Annotated in this window: 18 protein-coding genes, 1 tRNA gene and 1 pseudogene; 9 read left to right on the top strand and 11 right to left on the bottom strand. The window is 63.4% G+C overall.

Features of this window, described 5'->3' with window-relative positions:
* Positions 1-207: 207 nt before the first annotated feature.
* From GTP46_RS13780 to GTP46_RS13760, 5 genes are all read right to left on the bottom strand, one after another.
* Positions 208-297 (bottom strand) — tRNA-Ser (locus GTP46_RS13780).
* Between the two features lie 52 nt (positions 298-349).
* The gene (locus GTP46_RS13775; RefSeq protein WP_161007218.1) at positions 350-2,434 is read right to left on the bottom strand and encodes a putative bifunctional diguanylate cyclase/phosphodiesterase; all 2,085 of its coding nucleotides are present in this window, start codon (positions 2,432-2,434) and stop codon (positions 350-352) included.
* A gap of 3 nt (positions 2,435-2,437) precedes the next feature.
* On the bottom strand, positions 2,438-3,607 hold the full coding sequence (locus GTP46_RS13770) for an EAL and HDOD domain-containing protein (RefSeq protein WP_161007217.1): 1,170 nt from the start codon (positions 3,605-3,607) through the stop codon (positions 2,438-2,440).
* 262 nt (positions 3,608-3,869) lie between these two features.
* Complete coding sequence (locus tag GTP46_RS13765; protein WP_161007216.1) at positions 3,870-4,487, bottom strand: response regulator; 618 nt, start codon at positions 4,485-4,487, stop codon at positions 3,870-3,872.
* Positions 4,488-4,500: 13 nt separating this feature from the next.
* Positions 4,501-5,859, bottom strand: a complete 1,359-nt coding sequence (locus GTP46_RS13760) for a cache domain-containing protein (protein WP_161007215.1) — start codon at positions 5,857-5,859, stop codon at positions 4,501-4,503.
* 162 nt (positions 5,860-6,021) lie between these two features.
* On the opposite strand from GTP46_RS13760, the gene GTP46_RS13755 reads away from it, so the two are divergent.
* From GTP46_RS13755 to GTP46_RS13730, 6 genes are all read left to right on the top strand, one after another.
* The gene (locus tag GTP46_RS13755; protein WP_161007214.1) at positions 6,022-8,097 is read left to right on the top strand and encodes a carbon starvation CstA family protein; all 2,076 of its coding nucleotides are present in this window, start codon (positions 6,022-6,024) and stop codon (positions 8,095-8,097) included.
* Complete coding sequence (locus GTP46_RS13750) at positions 8,097-8,297, top strand: YbdD/YjiX family protein (RefSeq protein WP_161007213.1); 201 nt, start codon at positions 8,097-8,099, stop codon at positions 8,295-8,297. The genes GTP46_RS13755 and GTP46_RS13750 overlap by 1 nt, the downstream gene beginning before the upstream one ends.
* Positions 8,298-8,373: 76 nt before the next feature.
* On the top strand, positions 8,374-9,237 hold the full coding sequence (locus tag GTP46_RS13745) for a ThiF family adenylyltransferase (RefSeq protein WP_161007212.1): 864 nt from the start codon (positions 8,374-8,376) through the stop codon (positions 9,235-9,237).
* Positions 9,234-10,331 (top strand): nitroreductase family protein, encoded by a 1,098-nt coding sequence (locus GTP46_RS13740; protein WP_161007211.1) that lies wholly within the window; start codon positions 9,234-9,236, stop codon positions 10,329-10,331. The genes GTP46_RS13745 and GTP46_RS13740 overlap by 4 nt, the downstream gene beginning before the upstream one ends.
* Positions 10,331-10,999, top strand: coding sequence for an acyltransferase (locus GTP46_RS13735; RefSeq protein ID WP_161007210.1), 669 nt, complete (start codon positions 10,331-10,333; stop codon positions 10,997-10,999). Before GTP46_RS13740 ends, GTP46_RS13735 begins: the two co-directional genes overlap by 1 nt.
* Before the next feature lie 131 nt (positions 11,000-11,130).
* Positions 11,131-12,051, top strand: a complete 921-nt coding sequence (locus GTP46_RS13730; protein ID WP_161007209.1) for a PEP-CTERM sorting domain-containing protein — start codon at positions 11,131-11,133, stop codon at positions 12,049-12,051.
* A 54-nt stretch (positions 12,052-12,105) separates the two neighbouring features.
* Here GTP46_RS13730 and GTP46_RS13725 read toward each other — a convergent pair whose 3' ends face one another.
* The gene (locus tag GTP46_RS13725) at positions 12,106-13,164 is read right to left on the bottom strand and encodes a GlxA family transcriptional regulator (protein WP_161007208.1); all 1,059 of its coding nucleotides are present in this window, start codon (positions 13,162-13,164) and stop codon (positions 12,106-12,108) included.
* A gap of 106 nt (positions 13,165-13,270) precedes the next feature.
* Here GTP46_RS13725 and GTP46_RS13720 point away from each other — a divergent pair, with 106 nt between their 5' ends.
* A complete protein-coding gene (locus GTP46_RS13720) occupies positions 13,271-15,685 on the top strand; it encodes a TonB-dependent receptor (RefSeq protein ID WP_161007207.1) in 2,415 nt (804 codons plus the stop codon).
* A gap of 4 nt (positions 15,686-15,689) precedes the next feature.
* Here the strand turns inward: GTP46_RS13720 and GTP46_RS13715 are convergent, their stop codons facing one another.
* Complete coding sequence (locus GTP46_RS13715) at positions 15,690-16,892, bottom strand: glycosyltransferase (protein ID WP_161007206.1); 1,203 nt, start codon at positions 16,890-16,892, stop codon at positions 15,690-15,692.
* 132 nt (positions 16,893-17,024) lie between these two features.
* Here GTP46_RS13715 and GTP46_RS13710 point away from each other — a divergent pair, with 132 nt between their 5' ends.
* Together GTP46_RS13710 and GTP46_RS13705 are read left to right on the top strand one after the other, a co-directional pair.
* Positions 17,025-19,760, top strand: coding sequence for a hybrid sensor histidine kinase/response regulator (locus tag GTP46_RS13710; protein ID WP_161007205.1), 2,736 nt, complete (start codon positions 17,025-17,027; stop codon positions 19,758-19,760).
* A gap of 2 nt (positions 19,761-19,762) precedes the next feature.
* Entirely contained in the window at positions 19,763-21,913 is a 2,151-nt protein-coding gene (locus GTP46_RS13705; RefSeq protein WP_161007204.1) for a putative bifunctional diguanylate cyclase/phosphodiesterase, read from the top strand.
* On the opposite strand, the gene GTP46_RS13700 is transcribed toward GTP46_RS13705, so the two are convergent.
* The 4 genes and pseudogenes from GTP46_RS13700 to GTP46_RS13685 all read right to left on the bottom strand — a co-directional run.
* On the bottom strand, positions 21,854-23,068 hold the full coding sequence (locus GTP46_RS13700) for a CaiB/BaiF CoA transferase family protein (RefSeq protein WP_161007203.1): 1,215 nt from the start codon (positions 23,066-23,068) through the stop codon (positions 21,854-21,856). The genes GTP46_RS13705 and GTP46_RS13700 overlap by 60 nt on opposite strands.
* A complete protein-coding gene (recR, locus tag GTP46_RS13695; RefSeq protein ID WP_161007202.1) occupies positions 23,068-23,658 on the bottom strand; it encodes a recombination mediator RecR in 591 nt (196 codons plus the stop codon). Before recR ends, GTP46_RS13700 begins: the two co-directional genes overlap by 1 nt.
* A 6-nt stretch (positions 23,659-23,664) precedes the next feature.
* Positions 23,665-23,991, bottom strand: coding sequence for a YbaB/EbfC family nucleoid-associated protein (locus GTP46_RS13690; protein ID WP_161007201.1), 327 nt, complete (start codon positions 23,989-23,991; stop codon positions 23,665-23,667).
* A gap of 45 nt (positions 23,992-24,036) precedes the next feature.
* Positions 24,037-24,927, bottom strand: a pseudogene (locus GTP46_RS13685) (DNA polymerase III subunit gamma/tau); the annotation flags it as partial.

The following is a 24,927-nucleotide window of genomic DNA, read 5'->3' as shown; positions in this document are numbered from 1 at the left end:
CATGCGTCGCGCGCCCTCGGCGCGCGGGGCTGCCGCTGTGCGGCAGCAAACGGGCGATTCGGAGCGGGATGGCCCGGTAGGGCCATGCCCTTCGAATCTCACACGGGGAGCGCGCAGGCGCTCCCCTCGTTTCCGCCAAGACATAAAAAAACCGCCAGCACTGAGCGCGATCTTGAGCGCGTTCAGGCTGGCGGTTTTTTTATGTCTTGGCGGAAACGGTGAGATTCGAACTCACGAACGGCTCACACCGTCGACAGTTTTCAAGACTGTTGCCTTCAACCACTCGGCCACGTTTCCTAAGTGTGCAACATTATACAGATTTCTCGGGCTAAAACCACCCGTTCCCCTCTTACGCCGCCCGACTTGACCTGCCCGGCGCCCAATTCTCGCGCAAAGCCTGTTCAAACGCGTCCGCTTCCAGCGGTTTGGAGAACAGATAGCCCTGCACTTCATTGCAGCCGGAATTCTTCAGGAAGGCCAGCTGCTCTACCGTCTCCACGCCTTCCGCAATCACCTTGTGCTTCAACTGCTGCGCGATGCTGATAATCGTATTCGCAATCGCGCAGTCATTGGTGTCAGTCGGAATGCCGACCGTGAACGAACGGTCAATCTTCAGCGTATCAATCGGGAAGCGCTTCAAATACGACAGCGATGAATAGCCAGTGCCGAAATCGTCCAGCGACAAGGTCACGCCCATCGCCGTGATACGGTCCATGATGCCAATCACGCGGTCGATGTTGTTCATCAGCGTGCTCTCGGTAATCTCCAGCTCCAGCCACGATGGTTCAAGGCCATAGCGCTTCAAGGTATCGCTGACGCGCACCGGCAGCGCCGCCGTGAACTCGCGCGCGGACACGTTGACCGCCAACCGTATCGGCGGCAATCCCGCATCCTTCCAGGCCTGCGCCTGCGCGCACGCGGTCTCCAGCACCCACTCACCGACCTGCACCACCAGACCGGTGGCCTCGGCCAGCGGAATGAATTCCGACGGCGGCACCAGGCCGCGCTCAGGATGGCGCCAGCGCACCAGCGCTTCCGCACCGATGATCTTCCCGTCCGCGATCGAATACTTCGGCTGATAGTGCAGCAGCAGCTCGCCGTTACCGAGCGCGTTGCGCAAGCCGGTTTCGATGCGCATGCGTTCCTGCATGCCCTGGTTCATATCCTGGCTGTAGAAGGCTACGTGGTCGCCATCGGCGCCGCCTTCCTGCTTGGCGCGGTACATCGCGATGTCGGCCAGGCGCAGCAAGGTCTCCGCATCATGGCCGTCCTGCGGATAGACGCTGATGCCGATGCTGCCGCCCACGCGCAGATCGTGGCCGTCGATGTAGATCGCTTCGTTCAAGGTCGCCAGCAGCTTTTGCGCCACCATGCTGGCCTCGAAATGCTGGCCGATGTCGAACAGGCCGACCGCGAATTCGTCGCCGCCCAAACGCGCTACCAAATCCTGATCACGCAGCACGGTGCGGAAGCGGCGCGCCACTTCCACCAGCAGCTCGTCGCCGATCTTGCGGCCCAGCGTGTCGTTAATCAGCTTGAACCGGTTCAGGTCGATGAACAGCACGCAGCCGTGCGCCTTGTTGCGCTGTGCGACCATCAAGGCCTGGTCCACCAGTTTGGTCAGCAGCGTGCGGTTCGGCAGGTTGGTCAGCGCGTCGTAGTAGGCGAGATGGTGGATGCGTTCTTCCGCCAGCTTGCGTTCCGTGATATCGGTCAGATAGGCGATCAAGCCGATCGAGCGATCGTTGATGTCGCACAGCGGCGACAGCGACAGGCTGGCCCAGAACACTTCACCGCTTTTCTTTTTGCGCCGCACTTCCATCAAACGGCCGCCTTGTTCAAGGAAGTCGTCCTGGAAGCCCATGTCTTCGTCATCGTAAAGGAACAGGATGTTGCGGCCCACCGCTTCCACGGCGGTGTAGCCGAACAGACGCTCCGCGCCCTTGTTCCAGCTGATGATGAAGCCATTCATGTCCATCGTCAGCACCGACTCGTGGATCTGGTCGAGGATCTGCGCCTGGTGCTGCAGCTTGGCCTCCACCTGCACGTAGGCGTGGGTGGTGCGCTGCGCTACCGAGTGCACTTGCAGCACGCTGGCCGCCAGGCTGGCCAGGCTGGCCAGATGCTGGCGGTCCAGATCCGTGTAGTGCGCGCGGCCGGAGACGATGAAACGGCCGAAGTAGTAGTTGTCGTAACGGATATCCTGGCTCAACGTCGGCATGGCGTCGTCGTTGGCCGCCAGCACCGGCTCGGCCGGCGGCGGCAGCAGCACCGAGAACGAATCGGCCGGCACATACTCGCCCAGCGGACTACTCAGCACAGCACGGACGATGCGTCCCAGTTCCTCGGTAAGCGCGCTGCCACGCATGCGTAGCACGGCATCGCATAAAGCCGCGCTATTGGTCAGGAAATCGGAGACGGGTTGCGCGAGCATCGGTTAGATATTCCTGCTCACCTGGATCGCCCAGTGGTAAGCCTGCAACTGCGCTTCCCAATAGGTCTCGTGGGAGATACCGGCCTGTTCCAGGCTGGCGCTATCATGTTGCTCCACCAGCTTGAGCAGGTCACCCAGCGGGCCGGCGCGATCCAGCAGCGCGCGCACCACGTCGAGGTCCAGGCTCAGCGCGGCGACGATTTCCGTCATCGGCATCGCCAGCAGCACGTCCAGCAGCGAGAACACACCGGCCACGAAAGCCATGTCCTGCTGGTCGCGGTCCCAGCCCAGCGTCTTTGCCAGGCCTTCCATCATGGAGGCGCGCACGGCCGCCAGCGGCAGCAGCGGATTGGACAAGCCGTCGTCTTGCTGGCGCGCGTACAGCAGCAGTTGCAGCCAGCGCTGCAGCTGGCGGCGGCCCAGCACGTTGATGGCCTGGCCGAAGCTGTGGATCGGCGAGCTCAGCGCAAATGCGGCCGAGTTCACCAGTTTCAATAAATGATAGGACAGCGCCGGATCCTGCTTGAGCAGCACTTCCAGCTCGCGCGAATCGGCATCGCGCGCTAACAAGCCCAGCAGCGCCAGCAGGCGCTTGCGCGAGGTGCCGTCGCCGAGGTTGTTGTCGTGCGGTGGATGCAGTGCGAAATCGCCGGCAAACCAGCTGAAGCCGGCCTTGGCACATTCGGCGATGCGCATCTCGCTGTGCATGCCAGTGGCCAAGTGCGGGCCCGGCTGGGCAACCAGTGCCAGCATCGGCGGCAAGGTGATCGACGCGTCGAAGATCAGGGCGCGCGCGCCGCTCATGGTGGCGGCCGAACCCTGGGCCACGCCGTCCAGCATGATGCGATAGCCGGCGTCGGCAAAGCCGGAGAGTTTTTTCTGAATCCCGACGTCAGCGCAGGCAGCAGCCGGGACGCGCAGGATGATGCGGTTTGCTTGCAGCGTCTCAAGATGAGACTGCTCCAGCAGTTGCGGATTCGGGACGGGGAGGATGCAATCCAGCGGCGCTAACGCGGCAAACACGTCGGGCGTTTTCAACAGCGTTAAAGCCGCCTGGAAAACATCGCCTTCAAAGTGCGATAGCTCAAAAGTCAGTGCCACCCACTCGTTATGAGCGTTGGACACTGCTTGTAATTCCACCAGTGGAAACAGGCTGATTTCAGGCGCAGACATCAATATCTCATCGAGGTTATGCGCGCCATCTTAGATCAACACTTGACTTAAAGCAACCAAATACCATAAGGATAGTAGTGCAATTAGCAATGTAACCAGTATAAGACCAATTGAAGGCGCGCGAAACGTTTTCTTTTACACAATTGCAATAATCTGCGGTCAGCAGGAATATATCAGATATTGCCGTAGAAACACGTACTGTTAAGAAATGCGCAATGGGATTAGAAGCGGGCGTCGGTATTTTCACCACATGGTAGCGGTCTCATTGCGCATTTTGCACGGCAAAGCGGATCAGCTCGGCCTGCCCTTCGATGCCCAGCTTGCGTTTGATGTTGAGGCGGTGGGTCTCCACGGTACGCACGCTGAGGTCGAGCGCACGGGCGATTTGCTTGTTCGATTCGCCGTTGGCAATGTGACGCAACACTTCGTGCTCGCGCGAGGTCAGCTGGTTGTCCTGGTTTTGCGGCTGGGCCAGCTGACGGGCCAGCGCGGCGCTGTAGTAGATCCCGCCCGACATCACGGTTTCAATCGCCACCACGATGTCCTTGCCGGGTGCATCCTTGAGCACGTAGCCACGGGCGCCGGCCTGGATCGCTTGCGACACGTATTCCACCTTGTCGTGCATCGACAGGATCAGCACCGCAATCTGCGGGAAGGCTTGCCTGAACTGCGCGGTCGCTTCGATGCCGTTGGTGCCGCGCATATTAATGTCCATCAGCACCAGGTCGACCGGATGGCGGGCCGCTTGCTCCAGCGCTTCCGCCGCGCCGCCGGCTTCGGCCACCACTTCGAACTGCGGCATGGCTTCCAGCCGCGCACGCAAGCCGTCGCGCACCAGGGGGTGGTCGTCTACCAGCAGGATTTTGATCGTGTTCGTCATCTTGATTGCTTCTTTATTCGTTAGCGGCATAGGCCGTCACCAGGGTGCCGTCGGTGGACGACACGATTTCAAAGCGGCCGCCGATGGCGTCCATCCGCTCCATCATATTGCGCAGGCCAATGCCGCGCTGCGGATGGTGGGCGATGCCCTCGGCGTCAAAACCGTGGCCGTCATCGCGGATGCGCAGCGTGACGCCGGGCTCGGCGCCGGCCAGCGTGATGTGGATGCTGCTGGCGCCGGCATGGCGTTCGATATTGGTCAGCGCCTCTTGCGCCAGCCGGAACAGCACAGTGTTGGCAACCTCGGGCAAACCGTCGGTGCAACCGGACGCTTCAAAGTGTACCGGGGTTCCGCTAGACAGGGTGTACTCCTTGGCCAGGTGCTGCAGCGCGGCCGCCAGCCCGAGGTCATCGAGGATGGCCGGACGCAGGTTGTGGGAAATGCGGCGCACCTCGGCCATCACATTGCTGAGTTGGTCGGCGGCGTGCTCGAACACAGCTTGCGCGGCTTGCTGCTGCTCGGGCTTGCCGCCGGATAGCCGGATGATGCCGGCCTCGATTTGCAGCTTGATCGACACCAGCCACTGGCTGATGCCGTCATGCAAATCTCGCGACAGGCGCGCCCTCTCCTCCTCCTGCGACTCGACCACACGCTGGGCCAGCACCTTGAGCTTGGCGTCGGCCACGCGCAGCTCGCTGATGTTTAAAGCCAGTCCCGAACTGGCCACCGCCACGGCGGCGGCAATCGCAATCCCGGTGATCCAGAGCATGGTGTTGTGGATGTTGCCGGACTGCTGGACATCGACCTTGGCCAGCGCCTGGTCGACGTCGTCCAGATAGATACCAGTGCCCATCATCCAGCCCCACTTCGGCATGGCGATCACGTAGCCCAGCTTGGCGACCGGCTTGTGGGTGGAGGGCTTGACCCACATGTAGCGCTCCAGCCCGCCACCGGCCTTGGCGCGCTGGATCAGGTTCTGGATCGTCAGCCGGCCGTTCTCATCGCGCAGGCCGAACAGGTTCTGCCCGACCAGCTCCGGCTGGCGCGGGTGCATCAGCGTATTGCCCTGCATGTCGTAGAGGAAGAAATAGCCATCATCGCCGTAGCTGAGCGAGGACAGGATGCGCATCGCTTCCTCGCGCGTGGCCTGGTCATCGCGGCCGGAATCGTACAAGTGCGAAATCGAGTGCGAGGCCAGCGCTACGTAGTGCTTGAGCTCGGCCTCTTTGCTGCTCAGATAAGCTTGCTGGATGGTGGCGCGCTGCTGCTGGGCCAGCAAGACGGACTGATGCCGCACCGCCAGCGCAATCGCGCACAGCGCCAAAATGAGCGGCGCGATCGCCAGAAATAGTACTTTTTGCCGCAACTTCATCGCGCCCGTCTCCCTCCTTGTTCTTGTAGCCCGAATTCTACGCCCCTGCACGCTTGCTAGCCTACGTAGTTCTACGCATCGGCCTTGCGTAATGGTGCGCTTGCAGCTGATATCACAATCATGAATACTGATCATAATTAAAAAAATACCCTTGGAGGAAGCATGAACACCGCACCGAATACCCTGACTAGCAAGCTCGGGTGGGCCGCACTGGCCCTCGCAGGCGCGTCGGCGCTGGGCGTCGTCGCCCTGCATCGCGGCGAATCGATCAGCGCGATCTGGATCGTGATTGCTGCGGTCTGCGTCTACCTGATCGCCTATCGCTTCTACAGCCTGTACATTGCCGACAAAGTGCTGGGCCTGGACGCCCGCCGCATGACCCCGGCTAACAAGCTCAACGACGGCCTCGACCACGTGCCGACCAATAAGTACGTACTGTTCGGCCACCACTTCGCCGCGATTGCCGGCGCCGGTCCGCTGGTCGGCCCGGTACTGGCCGCGCAGATGGGCTACCTGCCCGGCATGCTGTGGATTCTGGCTGGCGTGGTATTTGCCGGCGCGGTGCAGGACTTCATCGTGCTGTTCATTTCCATGCGCCGTGACGGCCGCTCGCTGGGCGACCTGATCAAGTCGGAGCTGGGCCCGATCCCCGGCAACATCGCGCTGCTGGGCACCTTCATGATCATGGTCATCATCCTGGCGGTGCTGGCGCTGATCGTGGTGAAGGCGCTGACCGGCTCGCCGTGGGGTAGCTTCACCGTGATGGCCACTATTCCGATCGCGCTGTTCATGGGGGTGTACTCGCGCTACATCCGCGTGGGCAAGATTGGTGAAGTGTCCATCATCGGTTTCATCCTGCTGATGGCAGCCATCTTCGGCGGCCAGTATGTGCAAGAGAATCCAGCGCTGGCGCCGATGTTCACCTTCACTGGCACCGAGCTGACCTGGATGCTGATCGGCTACGGCTTCGTCGCTTCGGTGCTGCCGGTGTGGCTGCTGCTGGCGCCGCGCGATTACCTGTCGACCTTCCTGAAAATCGGCACCATCGTCGGCCTGGCGCTGGGCATCCTGATCGTTGCACCGCATTTGCAAATGCCATCGATGACCAAGTTCATCGACGGCACCGGCCCGGTGTGGGCGGGCTCGCTGTTCCCGTTCCTGTTTATCACCATCGCTTGCGGCGCCGTGTCCGGCTTCCACGCGCTGATCTCGTCCGGCACCACGCCGAAGATGATTGAGAACGAAAGCCACGCCCGCTTCATCGGCTACGGCGCGATGCTGATGGAATCCTTCGTCGCCATCATGGCGCTGGTGGCTGCGTCGACCATCGATCCGGGCGTCTACTTCGCGATGAACTCGCCGGCTGCGCTGCTGGGTACGACTGCTGAATCCGCTGCTCAGGCTGTCTCACAGATGGGCTTCTACATCACGCCTGAGATGCTGCTGCAAACCGCCAAGGACGTTGGCGAGCACAGCATCATCTCGCGTGCCGGCGGTGCACCGACTTTGGCGGTGGGCATGGCCCACATCCTGTCCGACGTACTGGGCGGCAAAGAGATGATGGCCTTCTGGTACCACTTCGCCATTCTGTTTGAAGCGCTGTTCATCCTGACCGCAGTCGATGCAGGTACCCGTGCCGGCCGCTTCATGCTGCAGGACTTGCTGGGCGCCTTTATCCCGGCCATGAAGAAAACCGAAAACACCTTCGCCAACCTGACCGCCACCGGCCTGTGCGTGGCCGCCTGGGGCTACTTCCTGTACCAGGGCGTGGTCGATCCGCTGGGTGGCATTAACACCCTGTGGCCGCTGTTCGGCATCGCCAACCAGATGCTGGCTGCCATCGCGCTGATCCTCGGCACCTGCGTGCTGTTCAAGATGAAGCGCGGCCAGTACGCATGGGTGACCATCGTGCCGACCATCTGGCTGCTGCTGTGCACGCTGACCGCAGGCTGGCAGAAGATCTTCGACGCCAACCCGAAAGTAGGCTTCCTGGCCCACGCCGCCAAGTACCAGGCTGCGCTGGATGAAGGCAAGATTCTGGCCCCGGCCAAGTCGATCGCCCAGATGCAGCAAGTAATCTTCAACGATTACCTCGACGCTTCGCTGGCCGGCTTCTTCGTGATCGTGGTGCTGAGCGTGCTGATCTTCGGCGCCCGCACCGTGCAGGCGGCGCGCGCCAATAGCAAGCCGACCGCCAACGAAAGCCCGATGGTCCTGTCAACCGCCAAGGTGCAGTGATGTTCAGCGATATCGCCAAGGCCGGCCGTTACCTCGGGCAAAGCATGCGCCTGATGATGGGCCTGCCTGATTACGATGCTTACGTCACGCACCGGGAAACCACCCATCCCGGCGAGCCGTACATGACGTACGAGGAATTCTTCCGCGAACGGCAAGAGGCGCGCTACGGCGGCGCAGGCAAGCGCGGCGGTTGTTGTTGAGAGAAACCGGCTCCACAGTGAGCCGGTTTTTTTTCGCCTGCGCGGAACTTCGAGCGTGCCGGAGCATCTAACTCAAATGGCTTACCTTTACCAACAGGCGTACGCACGCAACATCGGCTGGGTCACACCGGCCGAACAGGCTACACTGCGCGGCAAGCGCATTGCCATTGCCGGCATGGGCGGAGTCGGCGGCGTGCATTTGCTGACGCTGGCTCGGCTCGGCATCGGCAGCTTTCACATTGCCGACTTCGATACCTTCGACATCGCCAACTTCAACCGCCAAGTGGGCGCCACCATGTCCACGCTGGGCAAGCCCAAGGTCGATGTATTGGCCGAGATGGCGCTCGACATCAATCCCGAGCTCAAACTGGTGCGCTTCCCTGCCGGCCTCAGTCAGGACAACCTGAGCAGTTTCTTCGAGGGTGTAGACTTGTACGTCGACGGCTTGGACTTCTTTGCCTTCGGCGCGCGGCAGGCGGCGTTTGCGGCCTGCGCGCGGCTGGGCATTCCAGCCATCACGGCGGCGCCGTTGGGCATGGGCACGGCGGTGCTGACCTTCCTGCCGGGGCACATGACGTTTGAAGAATACTTCGGCTGGGGCGACAAGCCGGACATGGAAAAAGCCCTGCGCTTCCTGGTCGGGCTAGCGCCGGCCGGGTTGCACGGCGGTTATCTGATCGATCCGTCGAGCATCAACTTGAAGGAACAGCGCGGCCCGTCTACCATCATGGGCTGCGAACTGTGCGCCGGCGCGGCCGCCACCGAGGCGCTGAAAATTTTACTGCAACGCGGTGACGTTCGGGCGGCTCCGTGGGGTTACCAGTTCGACGCCTTCCGTAACAAGCTGGTGCGCACGTGGCGCCCCGGCGGCAACCGCAACCCCTTGCAGCGGCTAGCCATGATGCTGGCGCGGCGACGACGGCCTGGAGCGAAGACATGAGCAAGATGGAGCTGCATCTGGACGCAACGCTGGAACAAATCCTCGAGTTGGCACGCTGGGCGCCCAGCGGTGACAACACGCAGCCATGGCGCTTCGAAGTGCTCGATGAACGCCACCTGGTGATCCATGGCCACGACACGCGCGACCATTGCGTGTACGACCTCGACGGCCATCCGAGCCAGATGTCGATCGGCGCACTACTAGAAACCATGGCCATCGCCGCCAGCACTTTCCAGCTGTCGATGCACAGCATGCGCCACCATGACACGCCCGATAACCGCCCCACGCTCAGCATCGAATTCGTGCCCGCGCCGGCCATGGAAGCCGATCCGCTGGCCGACGCCATCCTGCCGCGCAGCGTGCAGCGGCGCGCGCTGAGCCGGCGTCCGTTGACGGCGTCGGAGAAGAACGCACTCAGCAGCACGCTGCCGGATGGCTATCGCGTGCTGTGGCTGGAAGGCAGCCAGCGCGGCGCCGCTGCGCGCCTGATGTTCCGCAACGCCAAGCTGCGCCTGACCATGCCGGAAGCGCATCGGGTGCATAAATCCGTCATCGAATGGAACGCCCGTTTCAGCGCAGACCGCATGCCCGACCAGGCCTTGGGCGCGGACGCCATGACCACCAAGCTGATGCGCTGGGTGATGCAAGACTGGCGCCGCGTGCACTTCTTCAACACCTGGCTGGCCGGCACGCTGGCGCCGCGCTTGCAGATGGACCTGATTCCCGGCCTGGCCTGTGCTGCGCATTTCGTGCTGGTGGCCGAGCGCCGTGCGCAGCGCGTGGACGACTACATCGCCGCCGGCCGCGCCATGCAGCGTTTCTGGTTGACAGCCACGGCGCAAGGCCTGCAACTGCAGCCGGAGATGACGCCGCTGATCTTCTCGCGCTACGTGCGCGAAGAGCGCGTGTTCTCCAGCACGCCGGGCATGCAGGAGCGCGCAGCCGCACTGTCGAAACAAGGCGCGGCGCTGGTCGGCCAGCAGGACTGGGAGTCGGCCGTGTTCATGGGCCGCATCGGCGCGGGCGAGCCGGCCACGTCGCGCTCGCTGCGGCGGCCCTTGCGCGAGCTGCTGGTGCCGACCGGGAGCCAGTGATGCGCACCATCAAGCCGAGTCAGATCGCGCTCTTCCTCGGCTTGCTGGCGCTGATACTGGTGCTTGCCATCGGCACTACCGCGCTGGTGTTCGGCGCGCTGCCGCTCGGCGACTTTCGCGGCGTGACGCTGTTCTTGATCGCGCTGCTGCTGGTCTACCTGTACGCCTTCCTGGTCTACCGCTGCTTCCTGCTGGCGCTGCCGCTGCATGAGGGTGACGTGCCCGAGCATACGCGCCAGGAACTGGCGGCCAACGTCAATATCCTGTTCTATCTGCTGCTGTTCAATTCGCTGATCCGCACCCACTTCATCCCGGTGCCGATCCAGCGCCTGATTTACCTCGCGCTCGGCGCACGGCTGGGCGCCAACACCTACAGCGCCGGCGCCCTGCTCGACCCGCCGCTGACACGCATCGGCAGCAACACCATCATCGGCCACGACGCCGTGATCTTTGCCCATGTGATCGAAGGCACGCGGCTGGAACTCAAGTCCGTCCACATCGGCAACACCGTCACCATCGGCGCCAAGGCAGTGGTGATGGCAGGCGTGCACATTGGCGACAACGCCATCGTCTCAACCGGCGCGGTGGTTACCAAGGATACGCAGATCGCGGCCGGCGAAATCTGGGGTGGCATTCCAGCGCGCCGCATCAAAGCCGCCCCGGCCTGACGGAATTTTTTACACTCGCGCGGAGTGTCTTCCGCAAGTCCTTGATTTTAAAAGCGCGCCAGTACTGGCAAGGGTTTTGCTCTTTGCGTGCTACGGCTTCGATTCCCGTAGCCCTATCACGAGGAGCATTCATGAAAACCACTCAAGCTGCGCTGGCCGTCGCCATGCTAGCAGCCGCGCTGGCAGCGCCGCTGACCGCCAGCGCCGGCCCCACCCTCGGCCTTGATCCCACCGGTACCGGCACCTACACTACCTATGCCGACCTGTGGACCAACGTCACTGACACCGGTCTCGCTACCGGTTTTGTTCCGGGCCGTATCGTCGGCCCGGGCGCCACTGCGCCCTACCTGACCGAACTGCGTTCGCAAATGGTGGTCGGCACTATGTCGAACAGCAATATCCCCGCCATCGTTACGCCGGCCGGGCTGAACACCACGTTTGAAATCAGCAAAGTGGTGCGCTTCCAGGAGCTGGTCACTTCGCAAACTGCCACCACCGCCAACTTCGGCCTGCCCGCTACACAATCGGCGGCAATGGACGTGGATGCGGCGCACGCCGGCGTACAGAATGTTGCCATCTATCTTGATCGCATCACGGACGGCAGCAAAGCCGTGCCCGGCAATGGCGGCGCCACCGTACGCTGCTACGGCGAAGGCGTCACCTCGGCTGGTTGCGGCGGCGGAGGCGGCGATGGCGACGGTGTCCTGATCATGTCCGGCCATCTGGTGTTCAACGAGGCCAGCTTCAGCGCCTCCGGTGCAGTCGGCACCGGCTCCTTCGATTCGCGCTTCATGATCGACTACGTGGACAACAATTACCTGGACGCCGTCAGCGGTAGCATCTTCATCGACAAGTTCACCGGCACCACCAACGTGCCGTCGTTCTTCAACCCCACCATGATGTGGGACGGCGCCACGCCCACCACCGTGCCCTTCCTCAAAGTGGACTCCTCGCAGAGCTTCGCCACCATACCGGAGCCTGCCACCCTCGCACTTATCGGCCTGGGCTTCGCGGGCCTCGCGCTGGGCACGCGCCGCAAAGTGCAGTCCTGACCGCAGCGGCGGTCTTTTGCAACGGACCGGCATCCTTGGCCGGTCCGTTTTTTTTCAGTGTGGCGTCACGCGCCAGTGCGAGCGCTTGGTACGGAAGGTGTGGTGGCGGCGGTACTCGCCGGGACTCATGCCCATGGCGCGGCGGAACAGTTTGCTGAAGGTGCTGGCGTTGGTGTAGCCGCAGGCGTTGGCAATGGTTTGCAGGCTATTCAGGCTAATCTCCAGCATCATCTTGGCGCGCTGCACGCGCAAGTCTTGCAGGTAGTCCAGCGGCGTCATGCCGAGCACGGTCTGGAAGTGGCGCAGCAAGGTACGCTCGCTGGACGACGCCACTGCCGCCAGCGCCGCCAAGTCGTAGGGTTCTTCGATGTGGTTCTCCAGCCACTGCTTGGCGCGGTACACCGGGCTGTCGGAGGTCATCGACAGCCAGTCTTGCTCCATTAGCTGGTTGCCCAGCTGCTGGCGTTCCGCCTGCACCAGCAACAACCTGGCGCAGCCTTGCGCAAGCTGCTCATCCAGCATCCGCGCTAGAATCGCAATCATGAATTCAGTCTGCTGGGATGGCGCCACGCAGGAATACAGCTGCGGGTAAAAGCTCATCGACTCCGGCCCGGAGAAATCACAGTCGGGAAAGCGGCGGCGGAAATAGGCCTTGAATGCCCAATGGGTGTCGAGCGTCAAACCAGCCAGCTGGCCCAGCAGTCCCGGGAACACCAGTCCGGTGGAACAGGCAGCAATGATGCCGCCCCGCTCCGTATGCGCGGCCAACTGCGCCAGCAACGCCGGATAGCGTTCTGCGATAATCGCCAGCTCGGGAGCGTTGGATGCATACAACGCCGGCAGCATGATGAGCGTATTTTTTGCTGGCGGCGACGGCCGCTCCGGCGTCGACGCAAACGCGCCCGGCAAGCTGGCATCGAACAGGGCCGGACTGCCTTCCGGCGTCACCAATTTCCAGCTCAAGGAGCAGGGAGCGTGGGGATTTCGCAACTTCAACACGGTTTCGGCCAGGCGCAGCACGTCCACCGCGCTGAACACGGTTCCCATGATGGCCTCTGGAAAACACAGGACTTGGACCTCGAAATGGGTGTCGGTGGTGGCGGTATTGGTCATAATTATGGCGATAATGCTCCTATTTTAATCATAGTGCAAACCTTAGAATCAATTTCAGCAGGCGATATGGCCGGCGTTCTGAAGTGTCATTCAACGGGAGAAGACTGTGAGTTTGATTCAACAACGACTGCCGCTGCGCCTCTGCGCGAGCGCGGTTAGTGTGGCGCTGGCTAGCATGGCCGCGTCCGTGAGTTTTGCGCAAGATACCGAACAAGTCGTGGTGGTGACGGCCCAGAGCCGCAGCCAGCAAATCCAGAACGTGCCGATCGCGGTGCAGACCATGTCCGGCGCCGCCCTCAAGGACCTCGGCGTGGCCAGCCTGGCCGACGTCGACGCTTTCGTACCGGGCCTGGCCATCGACACCTCGCAGTCGACCCGTCCGTCGGTCTACTTGCGCGGCGTCGGCACGCAAGACTTCGGCATCGGTACCGATTCGCCGGTCGGCATTTACACCGATGGCGTCTACACCGGCAAGAACGGCGGCTCGCTGCTCAACTTCAACGACGTCAAACGTATCGAAGTGCTGAAAGGCCCGCAGGGCACGCTGTTCGGCCGCAATGCTGCGGCCGGCGCCATCTCCATCGTCACCAACGAGCCGATCAACCGCGTGCAGGCCAGCGGCCAGGTCCGCGTCGGCAATAACGGCAAGCGCGATGTGGAGGCGCTGTACAACACGCCACTGAGCGATTCCATCGCGCTGCGCATCTCGGCCATCGCCCAGCAGGACGACGGCTGGGTGCGCAACGCCTACAACGGCCAGCGCATGGGCGATGAAGGCGACCGCGGCGTACGCGCCGCCGTGCGCTGGCAGGGCGAGGACGCCTCCGCCACGCTGAGCTGGGAGCACGAAGTGATGCGCGCCTCCGGCCCGCCGGTCTTCTCGCTGACCAACAACACCATCAACTACGGCGGTCCATCGACCTGGACCAATCCGCTCAAGACCCAGCTCAACAACGACGCCCAGCCGGATATGCAGGGCCGCACTTTCGACGGCGTCACGCTGCGCGTCGAGAAGCCGCTGTCGTTTGCCACGCTGACCAGCACCACCGCCTACCGCCACTACAACGCGCAGAACTGGCAGGACAATGACGCTGGCTCGAATGCAGCCTCGGCGCTGTCGACCGGCATCGTCGAATCCAACGCCACCTGGCAGCAAGAGTTCAAGCTAAGCGGAGAAACCGGCAAGGTCAACTGGGTGAGCGGCGTCAGCGCCTACCGCGAGCGCGCCACCTCCGAGCAGAGCGTGTCGGCCACCACCACTTCGCTCGACACCATCATCAAACACTCGGCCGGACTGGCGCCCTATTCCATGCTGACCGCGCTGGCGCAAGGCCTCGGCAAAGCCACCGGCAACAGCGCGCTGCAAAGCGTCAACCTGCTGGGCCAGGGCTGGTCCGAGGTCATGCATGACAAGGGCGAGTACCGCGCCTACGCCGCGTATGGCGACGCCATCTGGCACGTCACCGATACCACCAACCTGACCCTGGGCGGCCGCTACACGCACGACCAGAAATCGTTCAGCTGGTACAACCCGTCGCGCACCGCGGCCGGGCTGGACGCCACGCTGGCCGCGCTCAATGCAGGCAACTTCTTCCCGACGCTGGTGGCGGCCAAGCTGCTGACCGCAACGCAGGCCGCCACGCTGAAGGCCGTCACGACCAGCAACATCCAGTTCACCAATCCGGGCTCGGCCAAGTCCGCGTTCACCGCTGACAAGAGCTGGAACAACTTCAGCCCGCGCGTGGTGCTCGACCATCACCTGACGCCTGACCACATGGGCTACCTGTCGTGGAGCAAGGGCTACCAGTCGGGCGGCTTCGATGCGGTCGGCGTCAACGGCCAGTATGACAAGGAGCTGGTGACCAATCTGGAAGCCGGTATGAAAGGCACGCTGAAGTCGATCAACCTGACGTATGGCGCCTCGGTGTTCCGCTACAGGTACACCAATCTGCAAAGCCTGACGCTGGTGCCGGCCAGCGCTACCAGCGGCATCCCGAGCTACCAGATCGTCAACAGCGACCAGAGCGCCACCGGTGTCGACCTCGAAGCGCAGTGGAAGTTGAACCGCATCTGGCGCCTGAACGGCTCACTGGAATACCTCGACCAAACCTACGCCAACTACACCGCGCCAACCGGCGTCAACCTGAACGGCCAGGCGGCAGGCGCGCCATACCTGAGCGCTTCGGCCGGTGTGAACGCACGCTGGCCGGCATGGGACGGCAACGGCGACTTCGGCCTGGTGTACGGCTACCAGGGCGAGAAGCGCTGCAACGTCGATACGCGTCAAACCGGCACCTGCCTGCCGGACGGCGAGATCGGCGCTGGCAAGGCGCGCGAGCGGGTCGACCTGCGGCTCGGCTGGTCGGCGCCAGGCAATCGCTGGGGCGTGGCGCTGGTGGTCAACAATCTGACCAACAAGCAGTACACGAGCGTCAGCACGCTGGGCTCGGCAGTTGGTTCGCCATACGTCTATGTGACCAAGCCGCGCGTGATTGCGCTGGAACTGCGCACCTCGCTGTAACCGACTAGCCCGGCAGCTGCGCCAGCAGGCCAGCCAGCCGGGCGCCCGCATCGTAACGCAGGAATTGCTGCGCCACCCGTTCCGCCGCCGCGCGTGGTTCCGGATCTTGCAGCAGGCGCAGCGCGGTTGAGCGTAACTGCTCTTCCATCAAACGGTCCGAGCGCAGCAGCACGCCTGCGCCGGAACGCACCACTCCATCCATGTTCAGGTACTGGTCGAGATTGCCGGCGATGCCCAGCACCGGCACGCCCGCCGCCAGCGCTTGCTGGCAGGTCGGACTACCGCCATTGCAGATCACCAGCCGCGAGCGCTGTGCAGCCTGTTCACCCGGCAGATAGCTGGCCACGTACGCATTGTCCGGCAACAGGCCGCGATCGATGGTACCGGCAGTGGCTGCCATCACGGTCAACGGTAACGGCGCCAACGCCTGCAGCACGCGCGGCAGCAAGGCGCCCTGCCCTGAACTGCCCAGCGTGACGTAGACCAGTTCGCGCCCGCCGGGCAAGGCGTCCCACCACGGCGGCGGTTCGGTCGGCGGCGACCACGTCACCGGACCAAGATACGCGTGCGTTATCGGTAGCTCGTGCGCCGGAAACATTTCCGGGATATCGGCATACAGCACATGGTCGGCATCGGTGTAGATGCGCCGCAGGTCATAGCCCAGCGACGGCATGTGATACGCGCGCCGTACGCGATTGAGCGGCCGGCAGTGCAAGGCAAACGCCAGCGGCCGCACCAGCCGGAACAACCGGTCCGCCAGCGCGATCGGCAACACGCGCGACAAAGGCAATGCCGGCACCTGATAGTGCTGGTTTACATACGGACTCCAGTAGGCATTCGCCAGCGCCACGTACGGCACCTCCGCCAGCCGCGCACTGACCGACAGCGACAAACGAAAATCGCCGATCACCACATCCGGCCGCACTGCTTGCAACACGCGAATATCGTCCAGCACGTACTGGCGCAATGTGCGGGCGTCGTACACCGGTTTGCCCGCCGCCAGCGCTGCCAGAAAGCGTGCGCTGGCGATGCTGTTCAGCGGCCAGTGACTTAACTCCGCGCCTTTGAAAAACGGTTCGTAGCCGGGCGCGCAGGCGAAGTGCACATCGTAGCGCTGCCGGTCCAGTGTACGCGCCAGCGCCAGCGGACGTCCGACATGCGCCAGCGTCACCGCCTCCGCTACAAACAAGATTTTTTTGCGTTCCATCCCCACAGCTTGCGACGTCCGCTGCGACGTTGTTTGAGGCAGCGCAAACGTGCCTGCATTAGATCCAGATCAAAGTCGAGCTTGCCTGATGCATATATTTTTCTCATTGGCATTCTTGAATGGGCCTACGCGATGAAACTCACGATCATGTCCGTGCTCTCCGCCGGCAGCGCCTTACTGCTGGTCTTCGTCGCGTTTGCCGCCGCCTCGGTGCTCAGCCGCAGCGACGATGCGCAGCAGCAGCTGACCGTGCTGGCAGGCGTGGTCGGCAACAGCGGCGCCTTGGCCGCGCTAGCCGCCGAGGACGACATCCTGCAAGCCGCGCTGTACGACCGCGACGGCAAGCTGCAAGCGCGCTACCTGTCGCCGCGCCTGCCGTCCGGCCAAGCCGTGCCGGACACGCTGGCCATGCCGGGCGCCACGGAAGTTCGCAGCGAACGCAGCGGCACACCATGGGCGCCCGCCCTGCGCGTCTATCGCATACTGGATAACGGCAGCGTGGCCATGGTGGAAGCTGCGCAAACCCGCATGTGGCTCGATGTACTGAAAAACCTCGGCGCCGCTTTGGTGGCCGCAGCCTTGGCGTTTGTGATGGCGCTGCTGAGGGCGGCACGGTTCAAGGGCAGCCTCGCTGAACCGCTCGGCCAGCTGATCGCGGCGGCGCAGCAAGTCAGCCGAGGGCAAGCCACGCCGCGCATTCAGCACCAGCGCAGCGACGAGCTGGGTGCACTGATCGACAGCTTCAACGATATGCTGGCGCAAGTGGAAGGTCGCGACGCCGCGCTGGCACAGTACCGCGATCAATTGGAGCGCCAAGTCAGCGTGCGCACCGAGCAATTGGAGAAAGCCAAGAACGCGGCCGAGGCAGCCAGCCAGGCCAAGAGCGCCTTCCTCGCCACCATGAGCCACGAAATCCGCACCCCCATGAACGGCATGCTGGGCATGACCGATCTACTACTGGCCACGCGCCTGAGCGAGCAACAGCGCCACTACACCAGCATGGTCAAGCACTCCGGCGAGCATCTGCTGGTAATCATCAACGACATCCTCGACTTCTCCAAAATTGAAGCGGGCAAGCTGACGGTGGAGTACATCCACCTCAATTTCCGCAACCTGCTGGATGATATCGATAATGTGTTTTCACCGCAGGCGCAGGCCAAGGGTTTGCGCCTGGAGCTGGACATCGCGCCCAACATTCCGCTCAGCATTTGCGGCGATCCGAACCGGCTGCGGCAAGTGATCTTCAACCTGCTCGGCAACGCCATCAAGTTCACCAATGCCGGCCAGATCACGCTGCGGGTGGTGGTGGCGCGCGAAGATGCGCAATCGGTCGGCCTGCGCTTTGAGGTGCACGACACCGGCATCGGCGTGTCGCCCGAAGCACGCGCGCGCATCTTCGATTCGTTCTCGCAGGCCGACGGCTCCACCACCCGCAAGCACGGCGGCACCGGCCTCGGCCTGGCGATCTCAAAACAACTGGTGGAGCTGATGGGAGGCGCAATTGGCGTCGACCATGCGCTAACTCAAGGTTCGGTGTTTTGGTTTGCCGTAAATTTTGATAAACGTCGCGTAGACAGCGACGATTCTTCCAACACCACCACCCAGGGAATCCGCATTTTGATCGTCGATGAAAATCCCGCCAGCCGCGCTGCACTGGAGCGCCAGCTGGCGGCCTGGCGCATCGTCTGCGCCAGCGCCCATGCCCACGACGTCCTGCCTCAGCTACGGCAGGCGGTGGCAAACGGGCGCCCTTACGACGCCGTGCTGCTCGACATGGAACTGCCACGCACCAGCGGCCTCGCGCTGGCCGCCGCCATCCGCAGCGAGACGGTGCTGGCATCGACGCGCTTGCTGTTGCTCAGCACCGCGCGCACTGCTGCCGACAGCGTGCAGCAGCGCGAAGCGGGCGTGGCATTCCAGCTGATCAAACCGGCACGCGAGTGCGACCTGCACGACGCCATCACCCTGCCACTGCGCGGACGCGAGGCAAGGCCAGCCGGGGAGCCGCCGGCCACGCAGCCAGCGCACTCCTCTGGTACTGGCGAGGCTGCGCCAGTTGTGCGTGCACGCAAGCGGCGCAAGGTGCTGCTCGCGGAAGACAATCCCGTCAACGTCGAGGTCGCCAGCGCGATGCTGGAAGGCCTGGGCCTTGACGTCCGCCGCGCCTGCAACGGCGAGGAAGCGCTGCACTCGGTGCAAGCGGGCGACTTCGACGCTATCCTGATGGACTGCCAGATGCCGGTGATGGACGGCTTCGCCGCCACCACCGAAATCCGCCGCCACGAGCAGCAGCGCGGCCGCACGCGCGGCATGCCCATCATCGCCATCACCGCCAACGCGCTGCAGGGTGACCGCGAATCCTGCCTTGCCGCCGGCATGGACGACTACCTGAGCAAGCCCTTCACCCAGCAAGCGCTGGGGCAAACCCTGTCGCGCTGGATCCAGCTGCCGCGCGTGGCGGCGCCCGTGATCGACATCGACGCCGACGCGGCTGGCGACACGGCGCCGGACGACCAGCTCATCAACCTGCAAGCGCTGGACAACATCCGCGCCCTGAGTCCGGTCAACGGCAACGCGCTGCTGGAGCGCGTGCTGCAAGCCTTCCTGCGCGACACACCTATCCACCTGCACACCATCCGGCAAGCCATCCACGCCGGCGATGCAGACCAACTGCGCAAGGCCGCACACAGCCTGAAATCGAGCAGCGCCAACATCGGCGCCAGTGCGCTGGCGCAGCGCAGCAAGGAGCTCGAACAGCTAGGACGCAATCACACTACCGCCGGCGCCGCAGCACTGCTGGCTGACATGGAACACTCTTTCCAGGCCGCGCGGCAGGCGTTGGGAGCTTTACTGGAAAAGGAAACTTGATCATGGCAACTTCCCCCCAACGCAGTCTGGTACTGGTCGCTGACGACGATCCCACCATGCGCCTGCTCATGCTGGAAATGCTGGCCCAAGTCGGCCTCGACGCAATCGAAGCAGAGGACGGCATGAAGGCCGTGGCCTGCTTCCAGGCCGTCACGCCGGACCTGGTGCTGCTCGATGTCGACATGCCCGGCATGGACGGCTTTGCCGTGTGCCGCGAGCTGCGCAAGCTGGAGTCGCACTCTACCGTCCCCATCATCATGGTCACCGGCGGCGACGAGCTGGACGCCGTCACCCGCGCCTACGAGGCCGGCGCGACCGACTTCGTCTCCAAGCCAATCAACTGGCCCATCCTCGGCCACCGCGTGCTGTACGTGCTGCGCGCCAGCGACGCCATCAGCCGCCTGCGCATCGCCGACGCCCAGCACCGCGCGGTGCTGGCGGCCATCCCCGATACCTTCTTCCGCATGAACAAGGACGGCTACTATCTCGACTACGAACAAGGCCACGAAGCCAGCAGCGTGTTTTCTACCGACCGCTGCGTGGGCCAACACCTGAGCCAGGTGCTGCCGCCCGAGATCGCTGGCCACATGATGGAGCAAGTGCACCGCGTGCTCGACACGCAGCACATCCGCTCGCTCGATTACGAACTGCCGCTGCCCGGCGCGGCGCCGCTGCCGGGCCGGCATTTCGAAGCGCGGCTGGTGGCCACCGGGCCGGACGAGGTGCTGGGACTGGTACGCGACATCAGCGAGCGCAAGCGCAGCGAAGAACAAATCCGCCGCCTCGCCTACTGCGATTCGCTGACCGGCATCCCCAACCGCCAGGCCTTCCTCGAAACGCTGGAAGCCGAGCTGGTGCGCTCACGCAAGGCCAACAAGAAATTCGCCGTGCTGTTCATGGATCTTGATGCCTTCAAGCGCATCAACGACACGCTGGGCCACGACGTTGGCGACCATTTACTGAAAGCCGTCTCCGAGCGCTTGCGCGAAACCACGCGGCCGGGCGACCTGGTCTCGCGCACGGAGGCTGCCACCAACCTGGCGCGGCTGGGCGGCGATGAGTTCACCATCCTGATCCCCGACCTGGAGCGGGTAGAAAACGCCCTCAACGTGGCGCACCGCGTGAAGGAAGCCATGCGCCGTCCGTTCCTGCTGGAGGCGCACGAAATCTTTGTCACCGCCAGCATCGGCATCTCGTTGTATCCGGAAGACGGCGAGGACTGCAACTCGCTGCTCAAGTACGCCGACACCGCCATGTACCACGCCAAGAACTGCGGCAAGAACAACGCCAAGCTGTACAGCTCGTCACTGACCATGCAGATCATGAGTCACGTCAAACTGGAAGTGGGCCTGCGCAAGGCTTTGCAGAACGACGAGCTGTACTTGCTGTACCAGCCGCAGATCGACGTGCGCAGTTCGCGCATCGTCGGCTTTGAAGCCTTGGTGCGCTGGCGCCATCCCGAGCGCGGCGTGATCTCGCCGACCGAATTCATCCCGCTGGCCGAGGAGACCGGCCTGATCGTGCCGATCGGCGAATGGGTGCTGCGCGCCGCCTGCCAGCAGGCGACCACTTGGCAGCTGGCAGGCAAGCCGCCGGTGCGGGTGGCGGTGAATCTATCGGCCAAGCAGTTCAACGACGAGAACCTGACCCAGAGCGTGCTGTCCGCGCTGCACGACACCGGCCTGCCCCCCGAGCTGCTGGAACTGGAGCTGACCGAAAGCACGCTGATGGACGATGCCCGCGCCACCATGGTCACGCTGGAACAGCTGCGCGGCATCGGCGTGTATTTATCGATCGACGATTTCGGCACCGGCTACTCGTCGATGAATTATCTGAAGCGCTTCGACGTGCGTGCGCTGAAAATCGACAAGAGCTTCATCAGCGGCCTGCCGATGGATTCTGAGAACGCTGCCATCACCCACGCCATCATCGCCATGGCGCACGGCCTGAAGATGGCGGTGGTGGCCGAAGGCGTGGAGACCGACGCCCAGCTAGTCCTGCTGGAACAATACGGCTGCGACATGGTCCAAGGCTACTACCTTGGCCATCCCTCCCCGCCCGACGCCATCCATCGCATGCTGGCCAATCAAGCCTTACAGCACCCCGTCCTGCTTCATCGCAGCGATGGCATCGGGGCTGTAGCCGAGGGCTAACAGGACTTCGTCGTTGTGCTGGCCCAGCGTTGGGCCCAGCCATTTGGTGTGGCCCGGCGTGGCCGACAGTTTGGGCGAGATGGCCGGCAGCTTAACCGGCGTGCCGTCCGCGAACTGGTGCTGCTCGAACATGTCGCGCGCCAGGAATTGCGGGTCACTCATCATGTCGCGCACCGAGTAGATTTTGCCGGCCGGGACGTCGGCTGCTTTCAGCACCTCCAGCGCACTGTCGATGGTTTGCGTGTTGCACCAGGCCTGGATTGCATCGTCGATCATCTGCGTGTGCTTGACGCGGCCGTCGTTACGCTCCAGTTCTGGATTGCCGGCCATGTCGATGCGCCCCATCGCCAGCACCAGCCGCTTGAAGATCGCATCGCCATTACCCGCGATGACGATGTTCTCGCCATCCTTGGTGGTGTAGGTATTCGACGGTACGATACCCGGCAGCGAGCCGCCGGTGCGCTCACGCACCACGCCCGCGTGGTCGAACTCCGGCACCAGCGATTCCATCAGGTTGAACACGGATTCGTACAAGGCCACGTCCACCATCTGGCCTTCGCCTTTGAGCTTGCCGCCGGTGGCGTCGCGGTGGCGCAGCGCCATCATGGCGCCGATCACACCGTGCAGCGCGGCCACCGAATCGCCAATCGATACACCCACGCGCACCGGTGGGCGGTCCGCGTGGCCGGAAACGTAGCGCAAGCCGCCCATCGATTCGCCGATAGCGCCGAAGCCCGGCAAATCCTTCATCGGCCCGGTCTGGCCGAAGCCGGACAGGCGCACCATGATGGTCGACGGATTGATCGCCTTCAGTTGTTCGAAACCGAGCTCCCACTTTTCCAGCACACCGGGACGGTAGTTCTCGATAATGATGTCCGCTTCCAGCGCCAGCTTGCGCGCGATCTCACGGCCTTGCGCATGCTTCATGTTCAACGTCAGCGACTTCTTATTGCGCGACTGCACCGACCACCACAGCGACGTACCATCCTTCAGCACGCGCCATTTGCGGATCGGGTCGCCGCCATCGGGCGACTCGACCTTGATCACTTCCGCGCCAAACTCGGCCAGCATGCGCGCACAAAAAGGGCCCGCGATCAGCGTGCCCAGTTCCAGTACCTTGATGCCGGCCAAAGGACCGGAAGTGTTCTTGCTCATTAAGTCGCCCTTCGATCCAGCATGGCACGGGCGATGGTGCCCGCATCGACGTATTCAAGTTCACCGCCAACCGGCACGCCGCGTGCGAGACGGCTCACACGCAGGCCGCGCGCCTTCAGCATCTCGGAGATGTAGTGGGCAGTGGCTTCACCCTCGTTGGTGAAATTGGTGGCCAGTACCACCTCGGTAACCAGCCCGTCGGCAGCGCGCACCACTAGTTTTTCGAGATGGATGTCTTTCGGCCCGATGCCGTCCAGCGGCGACAGGCGGCCCATCAGCACGAAGTACAGGCCCTTATAGGTCAGGGTCTGCTCGATCATCAATTGATCGGCAGGCGTCTCGACCACGCACAGCAGGCGGCGGTCGCGCTGCTCGTCGTTACAAGTGTCGCAGACGTCTTCTTCGGTGAAGGTATTGCACAGCGCGCAGTGGTGCACGGCGCTGACCGCCTGGTGCAATGCGCGCGACAGCATGTCCGCACCTTCGCGGTCATGCTGCAGCAGATGGAATGCCATGCGCTGCGCCGATTTCGGGCCAACACCCGGCAAGCGGCGCAGCGCTTCGGTCAGGAATTCCAGCGACTTGGACATGCGTCCTTAGAATGGCATCTTGAAGCCGGCCGGCAGATTCATGCCGGAAGTCAGGCCGCTCATTTTCTCGGCGGCGGTGGCTTCGGCTTTGCGCACGGCGTCGTTGAAAGCGGCAGCCACCAGGTCTTCCAGCATGTCTTTGTCGTCAGCCAGCAGCGATGGGTCGATCTGTACGCGCTTGACGTCGTTCTTGCAGGTCATGACGACCTTGACCAAGCCAGCGCCCGATTGGCCTTCGACTTCGATCAGCGCCAGCGAGTCCTGGGCTTTTTTCATGTTGTCTTGCATTGCCTGGGCTTGTTTCATCAGGCCGGCCAGTTGGTTCTTCATCATGGTAGGGTTCTCCGTGTTGCGGTAAGTTGTTTGTTAAAGAGGCGATCAGGCAGCCGCGGCCGCTGCAGTTTGCGGCGGCACGATGGAGCCGGGCACGACCCAGGCGTCCAGTTCGCGGATCATGCTGTTCACGAAAGGATCTTTGGCGACCATGTCCTCGGCGATGCGCTGGCAGGCTTCGCGGTAGGCTTGCGCTTCGGCGCTGGCGGTGTACCAGACGGCGCCCAGTTCGCTGTCCACGCGCACCACGCGGCCAAAGCGTTCAGCCAGTGCAGTGGTCAGTTTTTCGATGTTGCCCGGCGTGCGCCAGGTTTCGATCGGCACGCGCAGGTTGAATACGGCGGCGTTGCCTTCGAAGTAGCACTTCACCATTTCAGCTTGCATTGCCAGTTGCTGGGCGGTGCCGCGCAGTGGCAGTGCTGCGGCGACGGCTGGCCAGTTGCCGTCCCAGTTCAGTTCAGGCACAGGCGTGACGACATAGGCGTATGGCGCCTTGGCCGGTGCCGCTGCGGCGCGGGCCGGCATGGCGATGGCGTGCGGATCGTTCGCTTGCTGGGCCGGCGCGCTTTGCGTGCCTGGCTCCGGTGCGTAGGGATGTGCGGCGCCTTGAGCCGGCATGGCGGAGTCGTCGGAGAATTCGGTGACCCAAGGTGGCAAGTCGTCTTCATCGGCGACTGGTTGCGGGGCCTTGGCTTGCGGTGCTGGCGCAACGTACTGCGGTGCTGCCGCTGGCGGCGCAACGCGGACCGGCGCTTCCAGGACAGCAGCGCCACCGTCAGCAGCTGGTGGCATGTCTTCCCACGGCGCAGGGCGCGCAGGCGCGGCAGCGCTTGGCGCAACGGCTTGCGGTGCGGCTGGTGGCGTGTACGCTGCAGCCGGAGCTTGCGGCGTGACAGCCAGTGCTGGAGCGGCTGGCGCGGCGGCCACGCCTGGCGG

The sequence above is a fragment of the Duganella flavida genome, from assembly GCF_009857445.1.
Classification (GTDB): Bacteria; Pseudomonadota; Gammaproteobacteria; order Burkholderiales; family Burkholderiaceae_D; genus Rugamonas; species Rugamonas flavida.
Note: the sequence above shows the minus strand (reverse complement) of the source record. Positions and strands in the feature narration are given on the sequence as shown.

Excerpts from the sequence above, each read along its gene's own strand:
- GTP46_RS13775 (WP_161007218.1), bottom strand. The coding sequence starts at position 2,434 with ATGCTCGCGCAACCCGTCTCCGATTTCCTGACCAATAGCGCGGCTTTA.
- GTP46_RS13770 (WP_161007217.1), bottom strand. The coding sequence starts at position 3,607 with ATGTCTGCGCCTGAAATCAGCCTGTTTCCACTGGTGGAATTACAAGCA.
- GTP46_RS13765 (WP_161007216.1), bottom strand. The coding sequence starts at position 4,487 with ATGACGAACACGATCAAAATCCTGCTGGTAGACGACCACCCCCTGGTG.
- GTP46_RS13760 (WP_161007215.1), bottom strand. The coding sequence starts at position 5,859 with ATGAAGTTGCGGCAAAAAGTACTATTTCTGGCGATCGCGCCGCTCATT.
- GTP46_RS13755 (WP_161007214.1), top strand. The coding sequence starts at position 6,022 with ATGAACACCGCACCGAATACCCTGACTAGCAAGCTCGGGTGGGCCGCA.
- GTP46_RS13750 (WP_161007213.1), top strand. The coding sequence starts at position 8,097 with ATGTTCAGCGATATCGCCAAGGCCGGCCGTTACCTCGGGCAAAGCATG.
- GTP46_RS13745 (WP_161007212.1), top strand. The coding sequence starts at position 8,374 with ATGGCTTACCTTTACCAACAGGCGTACGCACGCAACATCGGCTGGGTC.
- GTP46_RS13740 (WP_161007211.1), top strand. The coding sequence starts at position 9,234 with ATGAGCAAGATGGAGCTGCATCTGGACGCAACGCTGGAACAAATCCTC.
- GTP46_RS13735 (WP_161007210.1), top strand. The coding sequence starts at position 10,331 with ATGCGCACCATCAAGCCGAGTCAGATCGCGCTCTTCCTCGGCTTGCTG.
- GTP46_RS13730 (WP_161007209.1), top strand. The coding sequence starts at position 11,131 with ATGAAAACCACTCAAGCTGCGCTGGCCGTCGCCATGCTAGCAGCCGCG.
- GTP46_RS13725 (WP_161007208.1), bottom strand. The coding sequence starts at position 13,164 with ATGACCAATACCGCCACCACCGACACCCATTTCGAGGTCCAAGTCCTG.
- GTP46_RS13715 (WP_161007206.1), bottom strand. The coding sequence starts at position 16,892 with ATGGAACGCAAAAAAATCTTGTTTGTAGCGGAGGCGGTGACGCTGGCG.
- GTP46_RS13710 (WP_161007205.1), top strand. The coding sequence starts at position 17,025 with ATGAAACTCACGATCATGTCCGTGCTCTCCGCCGGCAGCGCCTTACTG.
- GTP46_RS13705 (WP_161007204.1), top strand. The coding sequence starts at position 19,763 with ATGGCAACTTCCCCCCAACGCAGTCTGGTACTGGTCGCTGACGACGAT.
- GTP46_RS13700 (WP_161007203.1), bottom strand. The coding sequence starts at position 23,068 with ATGAGCAAGAACACTTCCGGTCCTTTGGCCGGCATCAAGGTACTGGAA.
- recR (WP_161007202.1), bottom strand. The coding sequence starts at position 23,658 with ATGTCCAAGTCGCTGGAATTCCTGACCGAAGCGCTGCGCCGCTTGCCG.
- GTP46_RS13690 (WP_161007201.1), bottom strand. The coding sequence starts at position 23,991 with ATGATGAAGAACCAACTGGCCGGCCTGATGAAACAAGCCCAGGCAATG.